General features: G+C 61.7%; 18 protein-coding genes. 10 read left to right on the top strand and 8 right to left on the bottom strand.

The window, feature by feature from the left end; translation table 11 throughout:
- Positions 1–11 precede the first annotated feature (11 nt).
- Both VQ575_RS13465 and VQ575_RS13460 read left to right on the top strand, forming a co-directional pair.
- Positions 12–530 carry a hypothetical protein gene (locus VQ575_RS13465; protein WP_039588578.1) on the top strand — a complete coding sequence of 173 codons (519 nt, stop codon included), beginning with the start codon at positions 12–14 and terminating at the stop codon, positions 528–530.
- Positions 531–537: 7 nt separating this feature from the next.
- On the top strand, positions 538–981 hold the full coding sequence (locus tag VQ575_RS13460) for a DUF421 domain-containing protein (RefSeq protein WP_039588577.1): 444 nt from the start codon (positions 538–540) through the stop codon (positions 979–981).
- A 59-nt stretch (positions 982–1,040) separates the two neighbouring features.
- On the opposite strand, the gene VQ575_RS13455 is transcribed toward VQ575_RS13460, so the two are convergent.
- Positions 1,041–1,898, bottom strand: a complete 858-nt coding sequence (locus VQ575_RS13455; protein WP_198725242.1) for an SDR family oxidoreductase — start codon at positions 1,896–1,898, stop codon at positions 1,041–1,043.
- A 185-nt stretch (positions 1,899–2,083) separates the two neighbouring features.
- On the opposite strand from VQ575_RS13455, the gene VQ575_RS13450 reads away from it, so the two are divergent.
- Positions 2,084–2,488 carry a VOC family protein gene (locus tag VQ575_RS13450; RefSeq protein ID WP_039588574.1) on the top strand — a complete coding sequence of 135 codons (405 nt, stop codon included), beginning with the start codon at positions 2,084–2,086 and terminating at the stop codon, positions 2,486–2,488.
- Between the two features lie 127 nt (positions 2,489–2,615).
- Here VQ575_RS13450 and VQ575_RS13445 read toward each other — a convergent pair whose 3' ends face one another.
- Positions 2,616–3,764, bottom strand: a complete 1,149-nt coding sequence (locus tag VQ575_RS13445; protein ID WP_039588573.1) for a MalY/PatB family protein — start codon at positions 3,762–3,764, stop codon at positions 2,616–2,618.
- A gap of 180 nt (positions 3,765–3,944) precedes the next feature.
- On the opposite strand from VQ575_RS13445, the gene VQ575_RS13440 reads away from it, so the two are divergent.
- Both VQ575_RS13440 and VQ575_RS13435 read left to right on the top strand, forming a co-directional pair.
- Positions 3,945–5,456, top strand: coding sequence for a methyl-accepting chemotaxis protein (locus VQ575_RS13440; RefSeq protein ID WP_325917639.1), 1,512 nt, complete (start codon positions 3,945–3,947; stop codon positions 5,454–5,456).
- Between the two features lie 346 nt (positions 5,457–5,802).
- On the top strand, positions 5,803–6,066 hold the full coding sequence (locus VQ575_RS13435) for a DUF2790 domain-containing protein (protein WP_325919862.1): 264 nt from the start codon (positions 5,803–5,805) through the stop codon (positions 6,064–6,066).
- A gap of 71 nt (positions 6,067–6,137) precedes the next feature.
- Here VQ575_RS13435 and VQ575_RS13430 read toward each other — a convergent pair whose 3' ends face one another.
- Together VQ575_RS13430 and VQ575_RS13425 are read right to left on the bottom strand one after the other, a co-directional pair.
- Positions 6,138–8,378 carry a xanthine dehydrogenase family protein molybdopterin-binding subunit gene (locus tag VQ575_RS13430; protein ID WP_325919861.1) on the bottom strand — a complete coding sequence of 747 codons (2,241 nt, stop codon included), beginning with the start codon at positions 8,376–8,378 and terminating at the stop codon, positions 6,138–6,140.
- Between the two features lie 13 nt (positions 8,379–8,391).
- On the bottom strand, positions 8,392–8,865 hold the full coding sequence (locus VQ575_RS13425; protein ID WP_030140625.1) for a (2Fe-2S)-binding protein: 474 nt from the start codon (positions 8,863–8,865) through the stop codon (positions 8,392–8,394).
- A 244-nt stretch (positions 8,866–9,109) separates the two neighbouring features.
- Here VQ575_RS13425 and VQ575_RS13420 point away from each other — a divergent pair, with 244 nt between their 5' ends.
- Entirely contained in the window at positions 9,110–10,042 is a 933-nt protein-coding gene (locus VQ575_RS13420; protein WP_325919860.1) for an MBL fold metallo-hydrolase, read from the top strand.
- Here the strand turns inward: VQ575_RS13420 and VQ575_RS13415 are convergent.
- The gene (locus tag VQ575_RS13415) at positions 10,036–10,422 is read right to left on the bottom strand and encodes a sensor histidine kinase (protein WP_230633458.1); all 387 of its coding nucleotides are present in this window, start codon (positions 10,420–10,422) and stop codon (positions 10,036–10,038) included. The two genes, VQ575_RS13420 and VQ575_RS13415, sit on opposite strands and share 7 nt — an antisense overlap.
- Between VQ575_RS13415 and VQ575_RS13410 the strand changes: the two genes are divergently transcribed.
- Together VQ575_RS13410 and VQ575_RS13405 are read left to right on the top strand one after the other, a co-directional pair.
- Positions 10,327–11,004 (top strand): efflux RND transporter permease subunit, encoded by a 678-nt coding sequence (locus tag VQ575_RS13410; protein WP_325919859.1) that lies wholly within the window; start codon positions 10,327–10,329, stop codon positions 11,002–11,004. The genes VQ575_RS13415 and VQ575_RS13410 overlap by 96 nt on opposite strands.
- Before the next feature lie 44 nt (positions 11,005–11,048).
- Complete coding sequence (locus tag VQ575_RS13405; RefSeq protein ID WP_082112046.1) at positions 11,049–12,212, top strand: alpha/beta hydrolase; 1,164 nt, start codon at positions 11,049–11,051, stop codon at positions 12,210–12,212.
- Positions 12,213–12,218: 6 nt separating this feature from the next.
- Here VQ575_RS13405 and VQ575_RS13400 read toward each other — a convergent pair whose 3' ends face one another.
- Entirely contained in the window at positions 12,219–13,094 is an 876-nt protein-coding gene (locus VQ575_RS13400) for a LysR family transcriptional regulator (protein ID WP_039588558.1), read from the bottom strand.
- A gap of 100 nt (positions 13,095–13,194) precedes the next feature.
- Here VQ575_RS13400 and VQ575_RS13395 point away from each other — a divergent pair, with 100 nt between their 5' ends.
- The gene (locus tag VQ575_RS13395) at positions 13,195–14,364 is read left to right on the top strand and encodes a mandelate racemase/muconate lactonizing enzyme family protein (protein WP_045155968.1); all 1,170 of its coding nucleotides are present in this window, start codon (positions 13,195–13,197) and stop codon (positions 14,362–14,364) included.
- Between the two features lie 98 nt (positions 14,365–14,462).
- Positions 14,463–15,770 (top strand): C4-dicarboxylate transporter DctA, encoded by a 1,308-nt coding sequence (gene dctA / locus VQ575_RS13390; RefSeq protein ID WP_325919858.1) that lies wholly within the window; start codon positions 14,463–14,465, stop codon positions 15,768–15,770.
- Positions 15,771–15,802: 32 nt separating this feature from the next.
- Here dctA and VQ575_RS13385 read toward each other — a convergent pair whose 3' ends face one another.
- Together VQ575_RS13385 and VQ575_RS13380 are read right to left on the bottom strand one after the other, a co-directional pair.
- Positions 15,803–16,588, bottom strand: a complete 786-nt coding sequence (locus tag VQ575_RS13385; RefSeq protein ID WP_039588555.1) for an SDR family NAD(P)-dependent oxidoreductase — start codon at positions 16,586–16,588, stop codon at positions 15,803–15,805.
- Positions 16,589–16,652: 64 nt separating this feature from the next.
- The gene (locus VQ575_RS13380) at positions 16,653–17,543 is read right to left on the bottom strand and encodes a LysR family transcriptional regulator (protein ID WP_039588554.1); all 891 of its coding nucleotides are present in this window, start codon (positions 17,541–17,543) and stop codon (positions 16,653–16,655) included.
- Positions 17,544–17,580: the final 37 nt, after the last annotated feature.

Raw genomic sequence — 17,580 nt, 5'->3', positions numbered from 1 at the left:
GGAGAGCCGTCATGACCGACAAATGGGAACAGGACGACCACCGCAGTCGTCAGTACCCGGTGCGCGAGGACATGGTGTTCCAGCACAAGGTCTGGCGTTTCGAACGGGTGGGTTGGTACGTGTTGGTGCTGCTGGTGATCCTGACCTTGCTCGGGCTGTTTTCCCGTGGCCCGTTGAGCAGCCGGCAAATGCACAGCGCCGACGGCAGCATTGGCGTGGAGTACGAGAGGTTCCACCGCAACGGCTCGACCAACCCACTGATCGTTCGCTTGAAAGGCGCACCCAATGCGGTGCTGGAAGTCGAGCTCGGCGGTGACTGGCTAGAAGGGTTCGACGTACAGAGCGTGCAACCGCAACCCATGCGCTCGTCCGCTGCGGGGCCGGGCATGAAACTCTGGCTCCAGGCCGATGGCCAGGGTGAGGCGAACCTGCACCTGTCATTGCTCGGCGAAGGCCTTGGCACCTACCACGGTCGCATCGCCACGCCCAATGGCGCCGTGGTCACGTTCAGTCAATTCATCTTTCCTTAGGTGACGTATGGATTCGGTATTGCGAGCCGCCGCGATGTACGCGGTGTTGATGGTGCTGTTCAAGATCGCCGGGCGACGTTCGCTGGCGGAGATCACCACCTTCGATTTTGTGTTGTTGATGATCATTGGCGAGGCGACCCAGCAGGCGCTGCTGGGGGATGACTTTTCGATGACCAACGCATTCATGGTCATCGTCACGCTGATAGCCATCGACATCGGTTTTTCGTTGCTCAAGCTGCGCTCCGATTGGGTGTCCCGGCTGATCGACGGTGGCCCGACCGTCATTGTCGAGGACGGACGCATCCTCCAGGGCCGCATGCGTCACGCGCGGCTCATAGAGGCGGACATCATGGAGGCGGCCCGATCGAGCCAGGGCATCGAGACCCTGGACCAGATCAAGTTTGCGATTATTGAGCGTAACGGGAAGATTACGGTGATTGCCAAGGAGTGATCCGAAGAACGCTCCTGTGGCGAGGGAGCTTGCTCCCTCGCCACAGGATGTGCGTATGTTTACAGAATCGGCTTGCCCCCCGTCACTGCATACCGCGAGCCGGAAATGTAGCTGGACTCATCCGACGCCAGCAGCACGAAGATTGGCGCCACCTCCACCGGCTGGCCGGGACGGCCCAGCGGTGTCTGGGAGCCGAAATTCTGTACTTCTTCCTCGGGCATGGTGGCGACGATCAACGGGGTCCAGATAGGCCCTGGCGCGACGCTGTTCACGCGGATGCCCTTGGGCCCGAGCATCTGCGCCAGACCGCCGGTGAAGTTGGCAATGGCGCCCTTGGTGGTGGCATAGGCCAGTAGCGTTGGCTTGGGCATGTCGGAGTTGACCGAGGTGGTGTTGATGATCGAGCCACCGGTCTTCATGTGCGGAACTGCGGCCTGGCAGATCCTGAACATCGCCGTGATGTTGATATCGAACGTGCGTACCCATTCCTCGTCGGGGATTTCCTCCAGGCTTTCATGGGTCATCTGGAACGCTGCATTGTTGACGAGGACGTCGATCCGCCCGAAGCGCGCGACGGTGTCGTCGACGATTTTGCGGCACTGGGCCTTATCGGCGAGGTCACCCGGTAGCAACAGGCATTGGCGCCCGGCCTCTTCGACCCAACGAGCGGTTTCCTGGGCGTCTTCATGCTCGTTCAGGTAAGAGATCGCCACGTCCGCCCCTTCACGGGCGAAGGCAATCGCCACGGCACGCCCGATGCCACTATCGGCACCGGTAATCAGCGCGATCTTGTTCGCCAGGCGTCCGGAACCTTTGTAGCTCTGTTCGCCGCAGTCGGGGTAAGGCTCCATTTTCTGCTGGCTGCCGGGTACGGGTTGGCTTTGTTTGGGGAAGGGCGGGGTTGGGTAATCGGCCATAATCGTTCTCCATGGCGAGTGGTTGCGATGGAGGGTGGACTCTGGGATTTCCAGCAGAGTTCGGTTGGATTTCTGCATGGGCCGATAAGCGTGGTTGGCAGCGGTTCATCGACTGTTCATCCGTTCGGATGAACATGGTTGAGGCCGGATATTCCAATGCAGTAAGGCTACAACAGGAGAAAAGCATGTTCAGTCACATACAGATTGGCGCGCGGGACCTGCCAAGAATGGTCGCATTCTATGATGCCGTGTTTGGCTGCCTGGGCCTGGTGCGCATGGAGAGCGAGGATGACTCTGGTCCACCGGGGGAGGGTTGGCATCAACCCGGCAAGCATTGGCCGCAGGTGTTCGTCCAGATGCCCATCAACGGGCTGCCGGCGACGTGGGGCAATGGCATGCAAGTCAGCTTTGCTGCCGAATCACAGGAGGCGGTGCGCAACGCTTGGAAGATGGCGCTCGACATGGGCGGTTTCGACGAAGGCGCGCCGGGCCTGAGGCCGCAATATTCGAAAGATTACTACGGCGCCTATTGCCGGGATCCGGAGGGGAATAAGTTGTGCTTCGTGCATACGCCGGATATGCATGACTGACACATCCGCTGATTGATTGCCCTTGTGGCGAGGGAGCTTGCTCCCGCCCGGCCGCGCAGCGACCGCAAAATCCTGGGGCCGCTTCGCAGCCCAGCGCGAGCAACCTCCCTCGCCACGGGGGTTCCGGTCAGGTTCGGGCTTTCAGGCTACGCTCCATCCGCGCAATCCCTTCCTCCAGCAAAGCCCGTGGACAGCCGAAGTTCATCCGCACGAATTGCCCAGCGTCGTCGCCGAAATCCAGCCCGGCGCTCAGGCCGACCTTGGCTTCCTTCAGGAAAAAACCCTGCGGATCGTCCAGCCCCAAGGCGGAGCAATCGAGCCACGCCAGGTACGTTCCCTGGGGCACGGTCATGGTGACGCCCGGCAGGCGGGTCTTGACCGCTTCGACCAGGTAATCGCGGTTGGCTTGCAGATAGCGCTTCAACGCCTCCAGCCACGGGCCCGCTTCGCTGTAGGCGGCACGGGTGGCCTCAAGGCCCAAGGCGTTCACGCTGTCGACCATGCCGGCCCTGGCGCTGTTGACCCGTTCGCGCAGCTTGGCGTTCTGGATGATGGCGAAGGAGGTTTTCAGGCCAGCGATGTTATAGGCCTTGCTGGCGGACATCAGCGTGATGGTGCGATCGGCGATCTCCGCGCCCAGGGTGGCGGTCGGGATGTGCTTGCGGCCATCGAAGCACAGCTCGGCATGGATTTCGTCGGAAATGATCCAGGCGTCCTGCTCGACGCAAATGTCTGCCACGGCCTTGAGTTCGTCGCGATCGAACACTTTGCCCAGCGGGTTATGCGGATTGCTCAGCAGCAGCGCACCACCACCGCGCAAGGCATCGCGCAGTGCAGGTAGCGGCGTATGGAATTGTCCATCGACCGCGTTGAAGGGCAATTCCACTTTGTTCAGGCCCCAGTTCCCCGGGGCATTGCGCAGCGGTGGGTAGTTGGGCACCTGCACCACGACGTTCTGCTGCGGTTCCACCAGTGCGTGCAAGGCCATGTTGAAGCCCGGCTCGACCCCTGGCAGGAAAAGGATCTGCTGGGGTTCGACGCGCCAGGCATATTTGGTCCAGAGATCGGCGACGATGGCGGCGCGCAGATTGTCCTGGGCCACGCTGTAACCGAGCATCGGGTGCTCCAGGCGCTTGCGCAGCGCATCGACCACCACCGGGGGCACGGCGAAATCCATGTCGGCTACCCACATCGGCAATACATCGGCCGGGTAGCGGCTCCACTTGGTGCTGCCGGTGCCGTGGCGCTCGAACACCAGGTCGAAATCGAAAGTCATGGTCGTTCCATCAGGTCAGGGGAAATGGGATCGCGCCCATGATAAAGCAAAGATCCCGGGGGAAAAGAGTTATGGCCGGCTGCCATCTGTGATAGCCATGGGCTATAGTCGGTGGCCGAATGATTGTTATTCCCTAGCCAGTCCGGTATCCACCCAACCATAAACGACAAGGACAGCCCCATGGACTCGCCCTCGCGCTTCAACGAGCATCACCGCAAAGCCGATCGGATCATGCTGGGGCTGCTCTGGCTCACGCTGCTGTATGCCGTGGGCCTGGCTTTCCTTCACTCGACGTTTACCCAGGCCTTGCTGGTCGGGGGAACGACCTGCCTGTTGACCACCGCGTTGTATCGCGGCCTGGGCGGGACCCGGGCCATGCGCTGCATCATCGCCATGGCGCTGATGGTGATGGCGGCGCTGCACATCAACCAGACCCATGGCGTGATCGAATTCCACTTCGGCATCTTCGTGCTGCTGGCGGTGTTGACGTTTTATCGCGACTGGCTGCCCATCGTCGTGGCCGCCGCCACCATTGCCGTCCATCATGTCGGTTTTCATTGGTTGCAGCACCAGGGCTTGCCGGTGTTCGTGATGGATGCCCATGGCGGCTGGGCAATGATCTTCGTCCATGCTTTCTACGTGGTGGTCGAGAGCGTCATCCTGGTCTACCTCGCCAACCAGAGCCTGAAAGACGCCTGGGAAAACCAGGAGGTGCTCGACAAAGTGCTCGCCGCTGCCGCGCAACTGAGCAGTGACACCAGCGCTCAACGCGGCCATGGCGCGAAAGTCTCGTCTGGCGAGCGTTTCGACCATTTCCTCCGGCAAGTTACCCATCTGGTGGACGGCGTGGTGCGCGACACCCGCAACCTGTCTGACCTTGGCCAGGATCTGTCCCAAGTCGGCCAGACCCTGGAAAACGGCGCGCGGCACCAACTCGATGAAGTGGCGCAGATGAGTGGCGCGATCGCTCATCTGGTCCAGGCCATGGAAAACATTTCCAGCCACGTCGGCCAGACGGTGCAACGGGCCGGGCAAGCCAACGAGCAGGTCAACCGGGGACGCAGCACCGTTGACCGGACTCGCGAAGAAATTGTCGAACTGGCAGGACGCATCAACCTGACCAACGACACCGTGCAGCTGTTGGCCGAGCAGGCCCAGCAGATCGGCCAAGTGCTGGACGTGATCAACAACATTGCCGAACAGACCAACCTGCTGGCCCTCAACGCCGCCATCGAGGCCGCCCGCGCCGGTGAGCAAGGCCGTGGGTTTGCGGTGGTGGCCGATGAAGTGCGCACGTTGTCGCAGAGAACCTCGACCTCCACGACGGAAATCCAGCAGATCATCGCCAAGCTGCAGCAAGGCAGCCGTCAAGCCGCCATCGCCATGCAAGACAGCCGCGAAGGGGTGGAGCGTTGCGTGTCCGCCAGCCAGCAAGCCTCGCAATTGCTGCACGCGGTGGTGGAAGACATCGCCGTGATCAACCACTTCAACGATTTGATTGCCAGTACGACCGAGGCGCAATCGAAGGCGTCGCTGGGCCTCAACGAGCGGCTGCAAACCGTGCAGGCCGTGGCCGAGCGCAACGCCGAGAACATCGGCGTGCTGACCCGCAGCAGCCAGTGCCTGCCGCCCTTGGCGGAGCGGCTGGCGGTGCTGGGGCAGGCGTTTCATGGGAAGGGGGCCGCGGTTTGAACACCACGCAACACAATTGCCACATAAGGAAATGCAGTGGAGAACTTCAGATATTTTGTGTTGATGTAGCTGAACGACTGGCACCTTTGGTTTAGCACCGATAACTGAAGCTCGGCCGGCTGATGGTCATCGCCATCCGAGCGATTTCGGTCACCGTCCGGCTTGCCTGACAAGCCGAGTCATCCTGATGCAAATGTATCGCTGTGTATCCAACCCCTTTTTCGATACGCACTGATTCCTTTCGGCCCTTCAGTGACACACCCGGGATACGTCACCGGCGTCAAATGAGCCCATCGAGACAGCACAAGCCGTCTCAGGTACTCACTCAAACGTCGGAGACATCGCCATGAACGTCAGGAACCTCAGCATCGCTTCCCTGTTTGCCATCCTCAGCCTCGGCGCCGTGGCAGCCAACGCCCAGGACGCCGTCAAGCCGCACACCTACATGTACGGCGACCACTTGGACATCGCCAAGGTGCTGTCGGTCAAGCAAGGGGCGGGGTCGGGCTGCGGCGTCGTCGAATCGCGCATGACCTACCTGGACTCCACTGGCGCGATCCAAGCGCTGGATTACAGCTCAGTCGGGCAGAACTGCGGCCAGGACAATTGAGGAAACGGGCGCCCATGGGGCGGTGGCGAGGGAGATAAACCCCTCGCCACAGGTTCGGCATCTACTCCGAATCAAGCCAGGCTGAACGGCAACTGCCGTAGCGGTTTGCCCGTCAGGCTGGCGATGGCATTGGCAAACGCAGGGGCCAAGGCGGGCAGGCCGGGTTCGCCCATGCCAGTCGGTGGTTCGGCGCTGGGGACGATATGAACCGCAATCTGCGGCATGTCGGTGATGCGCGGCACGCTGAAGTCGGCAAAGTTGCTTTGCTGCACGACGCCGTCCTTCAACGTCACGGCGCCGCCCGGCAGGCACATCGACAGGCCCATCAGGGCGGCGCCTTGGACCTGGGCTTCAACACTGCGCGGGTTGACCACCAGGTTGCAGTGCACGCCCGCCGTGACGTTGTGGAGCACCGGACGGCCATCCTGCACCGAGGCTTCGACCACGTAGGCCACCACCGAGCTGAACGATTCATGTACCGCCACGCCCCAGGCATGACCGGCGGGCAGCGCGCGCTTGCCGTACTCGCTCTTGTCCACCGCCAGTTGCAGTGCGTCGCGATGACGCGGGTTCTGGTCGCCAAACAGTTTCATGCGGTACGCCACCGGGTCTTGCTTGGTCGTGCGGGCGATCTCGTCGAGCAACGTTTCCATCACGAAAGCGGTGTGGGTCGAGCCGACGCTGCGCCACCAGAGCACGGGCACGTTGAGCTTGGGATGGTGCACGGTCAATCGCATCGGCAACGGATACGGATCGCGCAAACCTTCCGTGGCGGTGGGGTCGATGCCGTTTTTCATCTGCCCGGCGAACAGGGTGCCGGTGAGAATGGATTGGCCGACCAGGGCGTGGTCCCAGGCCAACACCTTGCCGCTGTCGTCGAAGCCGATGCGCGCGCGATGCAGGTGCATGGGGCGGTAGTAGCCGCCCTTGATGTCGTCTTCTCGGCTCCACAGGGTGCGGATCGGTGCATCGAGCCCCGCGGCGCGGGCGGCCTTGGCCACTTCGCAGGCCTGCACGACGAAGTCGTTAGTGGGCACGCCGCGCCGGCCGAAGCCACCGCCAGCGGTCTGCACATTCACCTGGACTTGCTCGGGCTTGAGATTCAGCACCTTGGCCGCCGCCGCGCCGTCGCCACCGGGGAATTGCGTGCCCACCCACAACTGCGCGCGGCCCTCGGACAGCTGGACGGTACAGTTCAGCGGCTCCATGGGCGCGTGGGCCAGATAAGGGAATACGAACTCCGCCTCCAACTGGTGCGGCGCGCTAGCCAGCGGCTTCATATCGGCATCGAAGTGCAGAGGGCCGGATTGGCTGGCGAGTTCGCGGTACTGGGCCAGTTGTTTTTCCGTGTCGACCTTTTCGACCTTGGCCACGTCCCATTCGACTTTCAGCGCATCCCGTGCCAGCTTCGCCTGCCAGTAGCCGTCGGCGATCACCGCGACGCCTTCGGCACCGCCATCGAGCGGCACACGCAACACGGCTTTCACGCCTTTGGTGGCGCGTGCGGCGCCGTCGTCCAGGGAGGCGATGCGGGCGCCGAACACCGGCGGTCGGGCGACCACTGCGGTCAGTTGCCCCGGCAGGTGCACATCGATGCCGAAATCCTGTTGGCCGCTGCTCTTGGCCTTGGCGTCGAGGCGGGTGGTGGCCTGGCCGATGATGCGGAATTCCTTGGGATCCTTGAGCATGACCTTCTCCGGCACGGGCATCGCCATGGCGGCTTCGGCCAGCTCGCCGTAGGTTGCCTTGCGGCCGCCTGGGCCAAGCACCGTGCCGTTTTGCGTGGTCAGGCTGGCGGGGTCGACATTCCAGCGCGCCGCCGCAGCGGCCAGCAGCATCGACCGGGCCCGGGCACCCAGTTCACGGTATTGGGTGTAGCTGTTCTTGATCGAATTGGAACCGCCGGTGAGGTGAATGCCAAAGGCTGGATCCATGTAGGCCGCGTCGTTGTTGCCGTTGCGCGTACGCACCAGGCTCCAGTCGGCGTCGAGCTCTTCGGCGAGGATCATCGGCAGGCCCGTCTGTACGCCTTGGCCGAACTCGAGGCGATTGATCGTCACCGTCACCTCGCCGTTGGGCGCGATCTGCACGAAGGCCGAAGGTTGTTGGGTCGGCTTGAGGGGGCCTTCGCCAGCCGCATTGGCTTGTTGCCCAAGGGCCAGGTGCGGAAATGCACCCAAGGCCAGGCCGCCGATGCCGACGATCTTGAGGAAGCTGCGGCGCGGCAGGGTCGCAGGACTGTCCGCGTCATCGCGTTCGAGCAGATGCTGCAAAGCACGGGGAAGTTCGGTTGGAAAAATCTCGTTCAGCATGGCGAACTCCCTGTCAGGCGAGGGCTTTGGCGGCATCGGCCACCGCGGCGCGGATTCGGGCATAAGTGCCGCAGCGGCAGATATTGCCGGCCATGGCCGAGTCGATCTCGGCCGGTGTCGGCTGCTTGCCCTTGGGCTGGGCCTTGAGAAACGCGGTCGCGCTCATGATCTGGCCGCTCTGGCAGTAGCCGCACTGCGCCACGTCATGCTTGACCCAAGCCTCGTGCACGGCACTGCCCACCGGGTCGCTGCCATCGGTGGCCGCTTCGATGGTGGTGATTTTCTTGCCAACCGCCGCGGCAACCGGCGTCACGCAGGAGCGAATGGCCTGGCCGTCCAGGTGAACGGTGCAGGCGCCGCACAAGGCTGCACCGCAGCCGAACTTGGTGCCGGTCATGCCCAGCGTGTCGCGCAGGGCCCACAGAATTGGGGTGCCGGGATCTACGTCGACCGTGTGCTCACGGCCATTGATATTGAGGGCGCTCATAGTCGGACCAGCTCCAGATGGTTGGGCACCGATTACTATAGAAAGCATTGGGCGCGATAGCTTGCACGATCCGGTCCGATGATTGCCCAATCTTGCAAATCGCCAGCCGTTCGTTTGGAACGAGCACGCCAAGAGGTAGGCGCGGCATACCCGCGTATGATATCGATCGCGCCGCACAGCGATGCACACTGGTTCTCCAGTTGATCCGTCAAAACGGATCCCCATTGAGCACCGGAGAGCGATCATGACGATGCATCTGCAAGACACGGCGAAAACCAACGCAGTCCAGGGAACATCCGCGACCGAGGAGCTGGTCCCGTCGCGCTACGCACTCAAGGTCGGCGACATTGACGTGCTGGTAATCAGCGATGGCGTGTTGCCGTTGCCGACCTCGACCATGTCCACCAATGTCGACCCCGCCGCCCGTGCCGCCTGGTTCAAGGATATGTTCCTGGGCCCGGACGCGTTCGATTGGGCGCTCAACGTGCTGGTGGTGCGCAGCGGCGAGCAAACCCTGCTCGTCGACGCCGGGCTGGGCGGGCAGTTCCCCGGCTTCCCGCGCGCCGGACTGTTTCCCAAGCGGTTGGAGGCGGCCGGGATCGAGCTGTCCTCGATCACCGATGTGGTCATCACCCATATGCACATGGACCACATTGGTGGGCTGCTGGTCGATGAGGTCCGGAATCGCCTGCGTCCGGATGTACGAATCCATGTGTGTAAGACCGAAGTCGACTTCTGGGCGGAACCGGACTTCTCGCGCACCGTCATGCCTGCGCCGATACCCGAAGTGCTGCACACCACCGCGCGGCAGTTCATGGAGGCGTACCACGACAAATTGCGCACCTTTGAACAGGAATATGAAGTGGCACCGGGTGTCCTGGTCAAACGCACCGGCGGGCATACCCCGGGGCACAGCGTGGTGCACGTGAGGTCTGGGCGCGAAAAACTCACGTTTGCCGGTGACGCCTTGTTCCCGGTGGCCTTCGACCACCCCGATTGGCAAAACGGCTTCGAACACGACCCTGAAGAAGCGGTGCGCGTTCGCGTACGCCTCATGCGTGAGGCCGCGGCGAGCGGGGAGCTGTTCGTGGCAACGCACCTGTCGTTTCCTTCCGTGGGCCGGGTGGCGGTGGATGGCGACGCGTTTCGTTGGGTGGCGGGGTCTTGGGATTATTGAGTATCGGCTGGGCTTGGAGGCCATCCGGGCCCACCGTAATGCCGGGACAAACAAAACGACAAGCCCGGCTCCTCCCTTTGCGCAACCAGCGTCCACCCATGTGCGCGAGCGATTTCCTGGCAAATCGTCAGTCCTAGTCCGGCGCCGTGATCGCGCCTATGGGCGCCGCGCCAGAAACGGGTGAATATCTGCGGCAGTTGGGCTTGCTCCACGCCAGGCCCCCAGTCGCGTACGGTCAGCCTGCTTGTGGTGAATTCCACTCGGACTTGCGTACCTGCGGGCGCATGCTGGATGGCGTTTTCCAGCAGGTTTTTCAGCAGCGTGAACAGCGCGCTGCGGTCGGCCTGCCAGGGTGTTTGCGTATCTGCGGGCCCAGCCACGACGATGCCCACGCACGCGACGTAGGCGAGCAGCACATCGAAATCGAGACCAACGGCCAGCCACTGGGCGAAATCGAACAGGCCGTGCTTGCCTTGCCGAGCTTGCAACAACTGCCGCCAGGCCTGGCGCGTACATCTGTGGGCGACGCCGAAGCCTTGGGCGAACTTGCCTCGGGATTCGGCGTGGCAATGCTGACCGGTGTGGCGTGTATCTATATGGTCCTGGTGCTGTTGCTGAAGGATTTCCTGCAACCGCCGCGCACCGAGGCGATCATCGACGCCTGCGGCAAGCGAGCGCGGCCCATCGTCATGACGACAATCGCCATGGGGGCAGGCATGATGCCCATCGCGCTCGGTTGGGGAACCGATCCGAGTTTCCGCGCGCCGATGGCCATCGTCTTGATTGGCGGGCTGATCACCTCGACTGTGCTGAGCCTGCTGGTCATTCCCGTGGTGTTTTCCTATGTGGACGATGGGGCGCAGTGGCTGTACAAACGTATGCGCCACAATTCGGATTCATCGGGTGATGGGCGTGATAGGGTCAGGTACCCAGCCGTGAAACAAGGGGATGATTGTCAATGATTTCAGCAACGATCAAGGTTGTGACACGGTTTCGGCGCTCATTCATGCCGGTTGCCGTTGCCAGCGTGGCGTGCCTGGCGTTGACGCTTGGCTGCGCGAGGCAGCCCAGCGCGGCCGATGCCACGGTGCAGCCGGAGAATTTCCAGGCTTACGCCCAGGCTTCCCGTGCCCTGATTGAAGAAAAACGGCTGTTCCAAACCGAACAGCGCAGCGACGAACTGGCTTGGAATGCGCCTTATGAAGTACGTCCCGATGCGCCCTCCGACAAAGCCATTCTGCTGCTGCATGGCCTGGGAGATTCCCCTTGGTCCTTCGTCGACATCGCGCGGGACCTCGCGGCGCAAGGCTACGTGGTGCGCGTCGCGTTGCTGCCAGGGCACGGCACCAAACCGGCCGACCTGATCGATGTGCAACTGGAGGAATGGCAGCAGTTGGTCGAGCAGCAGGTCGCCTTGCTGCGCAAGGAGTTTGCGCACGTTTACCTGGGCGGGTTCTCCACCGGCGCCAATCTGGCGCTGGCCTATGCGGTCAAGGATCCGGGCATCAGGGGGCTGGTGCTGTTTTCACCGGCCTTTCGGTCAAGCGAATCCTACGATTGGGCCGCGCCTTGGCTGGCGCATTTCAAGACTTGGATCCTCGCGCCGGACAACTCCCGGCCACAGCAGTCGCCCGTGCGTTACCACAATGTGCCCACCAACGGTTTCGCCCAGTTCTACCGCAGCAGCGTCGCGGTTCGCCGGCTTATCGAGAACGAAGACTTCGACAGGCCGGTTGCCATTGTCCTGACTGAACAGGATTCCGTGGTCGACGTGCGCTACGTGCGGGAGCTGTTCAAACGGCGCTTCACCCATGCTGCGAGCCGGCTGATCTGGTACGGCCAGGGTGACGGGGAGGTTGCGCAGCAACGCCGCATCCTGACGCGTACCGACCGCATCGTTGAAGAGCGCATCAGCCAGTTCTCCCACATGGGCATCCTTTTCTCGCCAGCCAACCCGCTCTACGGTCGCTCAGGCACCCTGCGGTTCTGCCGCAACAGCCGCAACGCCGATGAAGTGGCCCGGTGCGAGGCAGGGGAGGACGTCTGGTTCTCGGATTGGGGCTATAGCGAGCCGGGAAAAATCCATGCGCGGCTCACCTATAATCCGTATTTCGAATGGCAATCGGGGGTGATTCGCGGTGTTCTGGAACGAGCAGAGCGGGGCGGATGAGTAGACTCAACCCTTGAGCCTGCCCCAGAACTCTTCAGCCCCCGGGCTGATCGGCGCGGTTGGACGCGTGAGGTGGATCTCCAAGGGGATGTCCCAGCTTTCATCAAGGGCCCTGACCAGGCGTCCATCGGCCATTTCCTGTTCCGTCAGGCTTTTGGGCAGCCACGCGACGCCTTTGCTTTCCAGCGCCATGGACATCAGCACCGCGGCCAGGTGGCTGCTGAAAAGCGGCTTGAGGTGAAGGTAGTCTTCCTTGCCATGGAGCCGGTGGGCGACGATACGCCCGAGACCCGATTCGTCGGTATAGGCCAGATAGGGCAACGTCGCAGGTGACGTGCCGACGTTGGCCGAGGCACTCGCCAAGGGGATAAGGATGTCCTCTCCGACTTTCTTTGCGATGAACTGATTCGACTCCAGCAACGGCGGTACGTCGGGGTGCCGATGGCAGAGCAGGAATTGCACCTGGCCGTGGATCAGCATCTGTTCACACACCGCCATGCTGTCCGAATGCAGGCGCACGGCGTCTATCGGCGCACCATTCTCGGAGTTTCTCAACCATCTCGGGAAAAAGGTGAACGACAGCGAATGCGTCGCGGCAAATTGCAGCGTCTTGGCGGTCATGCCGGCGACTTCCTGCGCCTCGGTACGCATCCTGTACAGGCGCCTCGCAGCCTCCTGGGCGCTGGGCAGAATCTGCCGCCCGGCTTCGGTCAAGGTCGCGCCCTGGGGCGTGCGGACAAACAGATCCACACCCATCCAGTTTTCCAGCGAACGGACGCGGCGACTGAATGCTGGCTGGGTAACGTGGCGCGCTTGCGCGGCACGGACGAAGCTGCCGTACTCCGCAAGCGCTGAAAAATCTTCTAGCCAGACGAGTTCCAAGGGCAATGCCTCCTGTGCATAGGGCGCGGCATTAATAGCATTGGGCGGGTTTCGTCGCAAAGCATAACGTTGGGGCCAATCACAACAAGAGGAACCCCTCATGCGTATCGTCGACATCCGCGAAAAAACCGTATCCATCGCTTCTCCCATCGCCAACGCCTATATCGATTTCTCGAAAATGACCTGCTCGGTCGTGGCGGTTGTCACGGATGTGATTCGCGACGGTAAACCGGTGATCGGTTACGGTTTCAACTCCAACGGTCGCTACGGCCAGGGCGCCCTGATGCGTGATCGCTTCCTGGCACGCATTACGGAAGCAGACTCGGATACCCTCATCGACAAAGACAACGACAACCTGGACCCGTTCGCCATCTGGAAAACCCTGATGACCAACGAAAAACCGGGTGGCCACGGTGAGCGCTCGGTCGCCGTCGGTACGATCGACATGGCGGTATGGGACGCTGTCGCCAAGATCGAGGGCAAGCCGCTGTACCGCCTGCTGGCCGACCGTTACCGCGACGGCGTGGCGGATGACAAGGTCTGGGTCTATGCCGCGGGTGGTTATTACTATCCGGGCAAGGACCAGAGCAAGCTCAAGGCAGAAATGCAAAGCTACCTGGACCGTGGCTACGACGTCGTGAAGATGAAGATCGGCGCGGTGCCGCTGGATGAGGACATCCGTCGTATCGAGGCGGTGCTGGAAGTGGTCGGCGACGGACGTCGATTGGCGGTGGATGCCAACGGCCGCTTCGACCTGGAGACCGGTATCGCGTACGCCGAAGCCATCAAGAAATACAACCTGTTCTGGTACGAAGAAGTGGGCGATCCCTTGGACTACGCGCTTCAGGCGGAGCTTGCCAACCACTATGAGCTACCCATGGCCACCGGAGAAAACCTGTTTTCCCACCAAGACGCGCGCAACCTGCTGCGCCACGGCGGCATGCGCTCCGATCGGGATTATCTGCAGTTCGACTGCGCCTTGTCCTATGGACTCGTTGAGTACATGCGCACCTTGAAAGTGATGGAAGAGATGGGCTGGTCTTCGCGCCGTGTGGTTCCCCATGGCGGCCACCAAATGTCCTTGAACATCGCTGCGGGCTTGCACCTGGGTGGCAACGAATCGTACCCCGATGTATTCCAGCCTTTCGGTGGATTCGCTGACGGGATTCGCGTGGAAAACAGCTACGTCGGCCTGCCGGATATCCCCGGTGTCGGATTCGAAGCCAAATCTGCGTTGTACGCCGTCATGCGCGAATTGGGCGAGGGCTGATCTCTTCAAAAGCCGCAGCCTGCTTCAAGGCTGCGGCATCAGGCGTCGCAGTGACGCCCACCCACACGCCCATCACAACAATAAAATGAGGTGCTCTCGTGGAAATTTCCAAGTCTCGCTGGTACAGCCAGCTGTATGTGCAAGTGCTGATCGGCATCGTGATCGGTGCAGCGATCGGTTACTTCATTCCCAATGTCGGCGCCAAACTACAGCCTTTCGCGGACGGCTTCATCAAGCTTATCAAGATGCTCCTGGCGCCGATTATTTTCGGTACGGTGGTCGTGGGGATCGCCAAGATGGGCAATATCAAGGAAGTGGGGCGGATTGGCGTAAAAGCCTTGATCTACTTCGAGATCCTTTCCACCATCGCACTGGTCGTCGGCCTTGTCGTGGTCAACGTCGTGAAGCCTGGCGTCGGGATGAACATCAATGCCGACTCGCTCGATGGAAGTTCGATCAGCAAGTACAGCCAAGCAGCAAGTGAGCAAGGCGGTACGATCGAATTTTTTCTCAATATCATCCCGCAGACGTTCGTTGGCGCGTTTTCCAATGGCGTCATGCTGCAAGTGATTCTGCTGTCGGTCCTGATGGGTATTGCCCTGGTGCAAATGGGCGAGACCAGCAAGCCGTTGATCAATACCATCGATTTGTTCTTGCAAGGGCTGTTCAGGATTGTCGCAATGGTCATGCGTCTGGCGCCGATTGGCGCAGGTGCGGGCATGGCGTTCACGATCGGCAAGTACGGCATCGGCACGTTGCTATCGCTAGGTCAGTTGCTGGTTGCGCTTTATGTCACGACCCTGACTTTCATCGTGGTCGTCCTCGGCGTCGTTGCCCGTTGGTCAGGAATGCCGCTGATGCAGTTCCTACGCTACTTCAAGGACGAGATTCTCATCACGCTGGGGACCTGCTCGACCGAAGCCGTTCTTCCGCGAATGATGGTCAAGCTTGAAAAGCTTGGCTGCAAAAAGTCCGTCGTGGGCATGGTCTTGCCGACCGGGTACACCTTCAATGCGGATGGCACCTGCATTTACCTGACCATGGCAGCGATCTTTATTGCCCAGGCCACCAATACACCTCTAAGCGTCATGGACCAGATGATCCTGTTGGGTGTGTTCCTGCTGACATCCAAAGGCTCGGCTGGCGTCGCGGGCGCCGGATTCGTCACGCTGGCGGCGACGCTCACCACCATCCATTCCATCCCGCTGGTGGGCCTGGTATTGCTGCTGGGCATCGACCGTTTCCTCAATGAAGCTCGGGCCGTGACCAACCTGATTGGCAATGGGATCGGTACCATCGCCATTGCCAAGTGGGACAACTCATTCGACGTGCAAGCCTGCGAGCGTGAGCTCGCGGCAATGAAGCAGGAAAAGGCCGATAGAAAGGCGCTCCTCGCACACAAGTAGCGTGCGAGTCCAGCGCTATGGCGCCAGTTGAATCAACTGGCTGGCGCCTTGTTCTCGACCAGGCAGTTGCCGCCATCCACCACCATGACTTCACCGGTGATGTAGCTGCTTTCAGCAGAAGCCAGGAACGCCACGAGGGCGGCGACTTCTTCGGGGCGCCCTGCACGGCCCATCGGCGTGTGGTGCCCGGCGGTGGCCTCCTCGGTGGTGGTTGAACCGGTGGCGATCCAGCCGGGCGCGACGCAGTTCACCGTAATTCCCTGGCGAGCTACTTCAAGTGCCAGGCCCATGCTCATACCGACCATGGCCGCCTTCGCAGCGCTATAGGCGGCCTCGCCGGGATTACTGCAACGAGTGCCAGTGGTGGAGCTGATATTGACGATTCGCCCGTAACTGCGCGCCTGCATACCGGGCAGGACCGCGCGGGTGAGCAAGAAAGCCGTTGTCACATTGCGAGCCAGCGTCAGGTTCCACATACCCAGGTCCAGGGCTGCCACCTCGGCAAACGTCTCCGGGCTGCCTTGCATGGCCATGCCTGCGTTGTTGACCAGGATATCGATCCGGCCCCAGGCGGACTCGGCCCACAAACCAAACTCACGCACTTGGGTTTCATCCGTGAGATCGAGGGGGCGGCCCTCGACCTCGAAGCCTTCGGCTCGCAACTCTTCGACACGTTGAGCGATGCGGGCGCTGCTGGCGGTAATGATCAGCCTGGCGCCAGCGGCGCCCAACCTGCGGGCGATCGCCATGCCGATGCCTATATCGCTGCCTACGCCACTGATGAGCGCCACGGGGTGTTCTCGGTTTGCATTCGGCATGACTGTCTTCCAAGCCAGGAGGTGAGCGAGTATGGCACCGATTCGCCGACGAAGTGATCGGCCGCTACTGGGGCCATTGCTCAAGCAGGATCGAGACAAATTTTTCCGCAGCGGGAGACAGGGAGGCGCCTCGTCGATAGACCAGGCCCAGCGACCGGTTTACCACAGGCTCGATCAGCGGCACGCTGACCAGCGTCGGATGATCGACCGCCGGCATCGCCAGGCTGGGCATCGCCGAGACGCCGAGGCCAGCCTCGACCAGGCCCAACGAGGTCGAGAGGTGCTGCACCTCGTAGAACCACTGCGGGCGCCAGCTAAGGCCCGACAAGGCGTGGTCGAGCAGCATGCGGTTGCCGCTCAAACGACCGACCCCGATCAGCCGATAATCGCTGAGCTCCGACCAGGTGACGGCACTGCGTCCGGCGAGCTCATGGTCCCGTCGACAGGCCAGCACAAAGGGTTCGTTGACCAGGGGCACGAACTCGATGTCCGGGTGCTGGCCGCTCATCATGTTGATGCCGAAGTCGGCTTCGCCACGCAGCACAGCTTCCAACCCCTCGTTGGCACTGAGGTCGAGCAGGCGTATGCGGATCTTCGGGTAGCGCTCGTTATAGAGGCGGATCACCGAGGGCAGGAAATAAAACGCCGCCGTCGGGATACATGCCAACGTCACCCGACCGATCTGCCGCTCGGCCAGTTCGCGAATATTGAGAATGGAATCGTCGAAATCATCCAGCAGGCGTCGCGCCTTGGGTAGGAAATCACGCCCGACGCTGGTCAGGCTGACCTTTCGCGTCGTGCGGTCGAGCAAGGCCGTGCCCAATCCCTCTTCAAGTTTTTTCATCCGTCGGCTGAGGGCGGGCTGGGAAAGGTGCAACGCATCCGCTGCCTCATGGAAGCTGCCCAGTTCGGCGATTTTGACGAAAGATCGGATGTCCTGAAGTTCATATTCCATGATTGGTCTCGTTGCAAAGGGCCCCAGATGATCCTAG

Source organism: Pseudomonas frederiksbergensis, from assembly GCF_035751725.1.
Taxonomy (GTDB): domain Bacteria; phylum Pseudomonadota; class Gammaproteobacteria; order Pseudomonadales; family Pseudomonadaceae; genus Aquipseudomonas; species Aquipseudomonas frederiksbergensis_A.
The sequence above is the reverse complement of the archived record's forward strand: the minus strand, read 5'-3'. Positions and strand labels throughout refer to the sequence as shown.

Excerpts from the sequence above, each read along its gene's own strand:
- VQ575_RS13430 (WP_325919861.1), bottom strand. The coding sequence starts at position 8,378 with ATGCTGAACGAGATTTTTCCAACCGAACTTCCCCGTGCTTTGCAGCAT.
- VQ575_RS13385 (WP_039588555.1), bottom strand. The coding sequence starts at position 16,588 with ATGCCGAATGCAAACCGAGAACACCCCGTGGCGCTCATCAGTGGCGTA.
- VQ575_RS13410 (WP_325919859.1), top strand. The coding sequence starts at position 10,327 with ATGCTGGATGGCGTTTTCCAGCAGGTTTTTCAGCAGCGTGAACAGCGC.
- VQ575_RS13465 (WP_039588578.1), top strand. The coding sequence starts at position 12 with ATGACCGACAAATGGGAACAGGACGACCACCGCAGTCGTCAGTACCCG.
- VQ575_RS13440 (WP_325917639.1), top strand. The coding sequence starts at position 3,945 with ATGGACTCGCCCTCGCGCTTCAACGAGCATCACCGCAAAGCCGATCGG.
- VQ575_RS13435 (WP_325919862.1), top strand. The coding sequence starts at position 5,803 with ATGAACGTCAGGAACCTCAGCATCGCTTCCCTGTTTGCCATCCTCAGC.
- VQ575_RS13405 (WP_082112046.1), top strand. The coding sequence starts at position 11,049 with ATGCCGGTTGCCGTTGCCAGCGTGGCGTGCCTGGCGTTGACGCTTGGC.
- VQ575_RS13380 (WP_039588554.1), bottom strand. The coding sequence starts at position 17,543 with ATGGAATATGAACTTCAGGACATCCGATCTTTCGTCAAAATCGCCGAA.
- VQ575_RS13395 (WP_045155968.1), top strand. The coding sequence starts at position 13,195 with ATGCGTATCGTCGACATCCGCGAAAAAACCGTATCCATCGCTTCTCCC.
- VQ575_RS13450 (WP_039588574.1), top strand. The coding sequence starts at position 2,084 with ATGTTCAGTCACATACAGATTGGCGCGCGGGACCTGCCAAGAATGGTC.
- VQ575_RS13460 (WP_039588577.1), top strand. The coding sequence starts at position 538 with ATGGATTCGGTATTGCGAGCCGCCGCGATGTACGCGGTGTTGATGGTG.
- VQ575_RS13425 (WP_030140625.1), bottom strand. The coding sequence starts at position 8,865 with ATGAGCGCCCTCAATATCAATGGCCGTGAGCACACGGTCGACGTAGAT.
- VQ575_RS13455 (WP_198725242.1), bottom strand. The coding sequence starts at position 1,898 with ATGGCCGATTACCCAACCCCGCCCTTCCCCAAACAAAGCCAACCCGTA.
- VQ575_RS13445 (WP_039588573.1), bottom strand. The coding sequence starts at position 3,764 with ATGACTTTCGATTTCGACCTGGTGTTCGAGCGCCACGGCACCGGCAGC.
- VQ575_RS13420 (WP_325919860.1), top strand. The coding sequence starts at position 9,110 with ATGACGATGCATCTGCAAGACACGGCGAAAACCAACGCAGTCCAGGGA.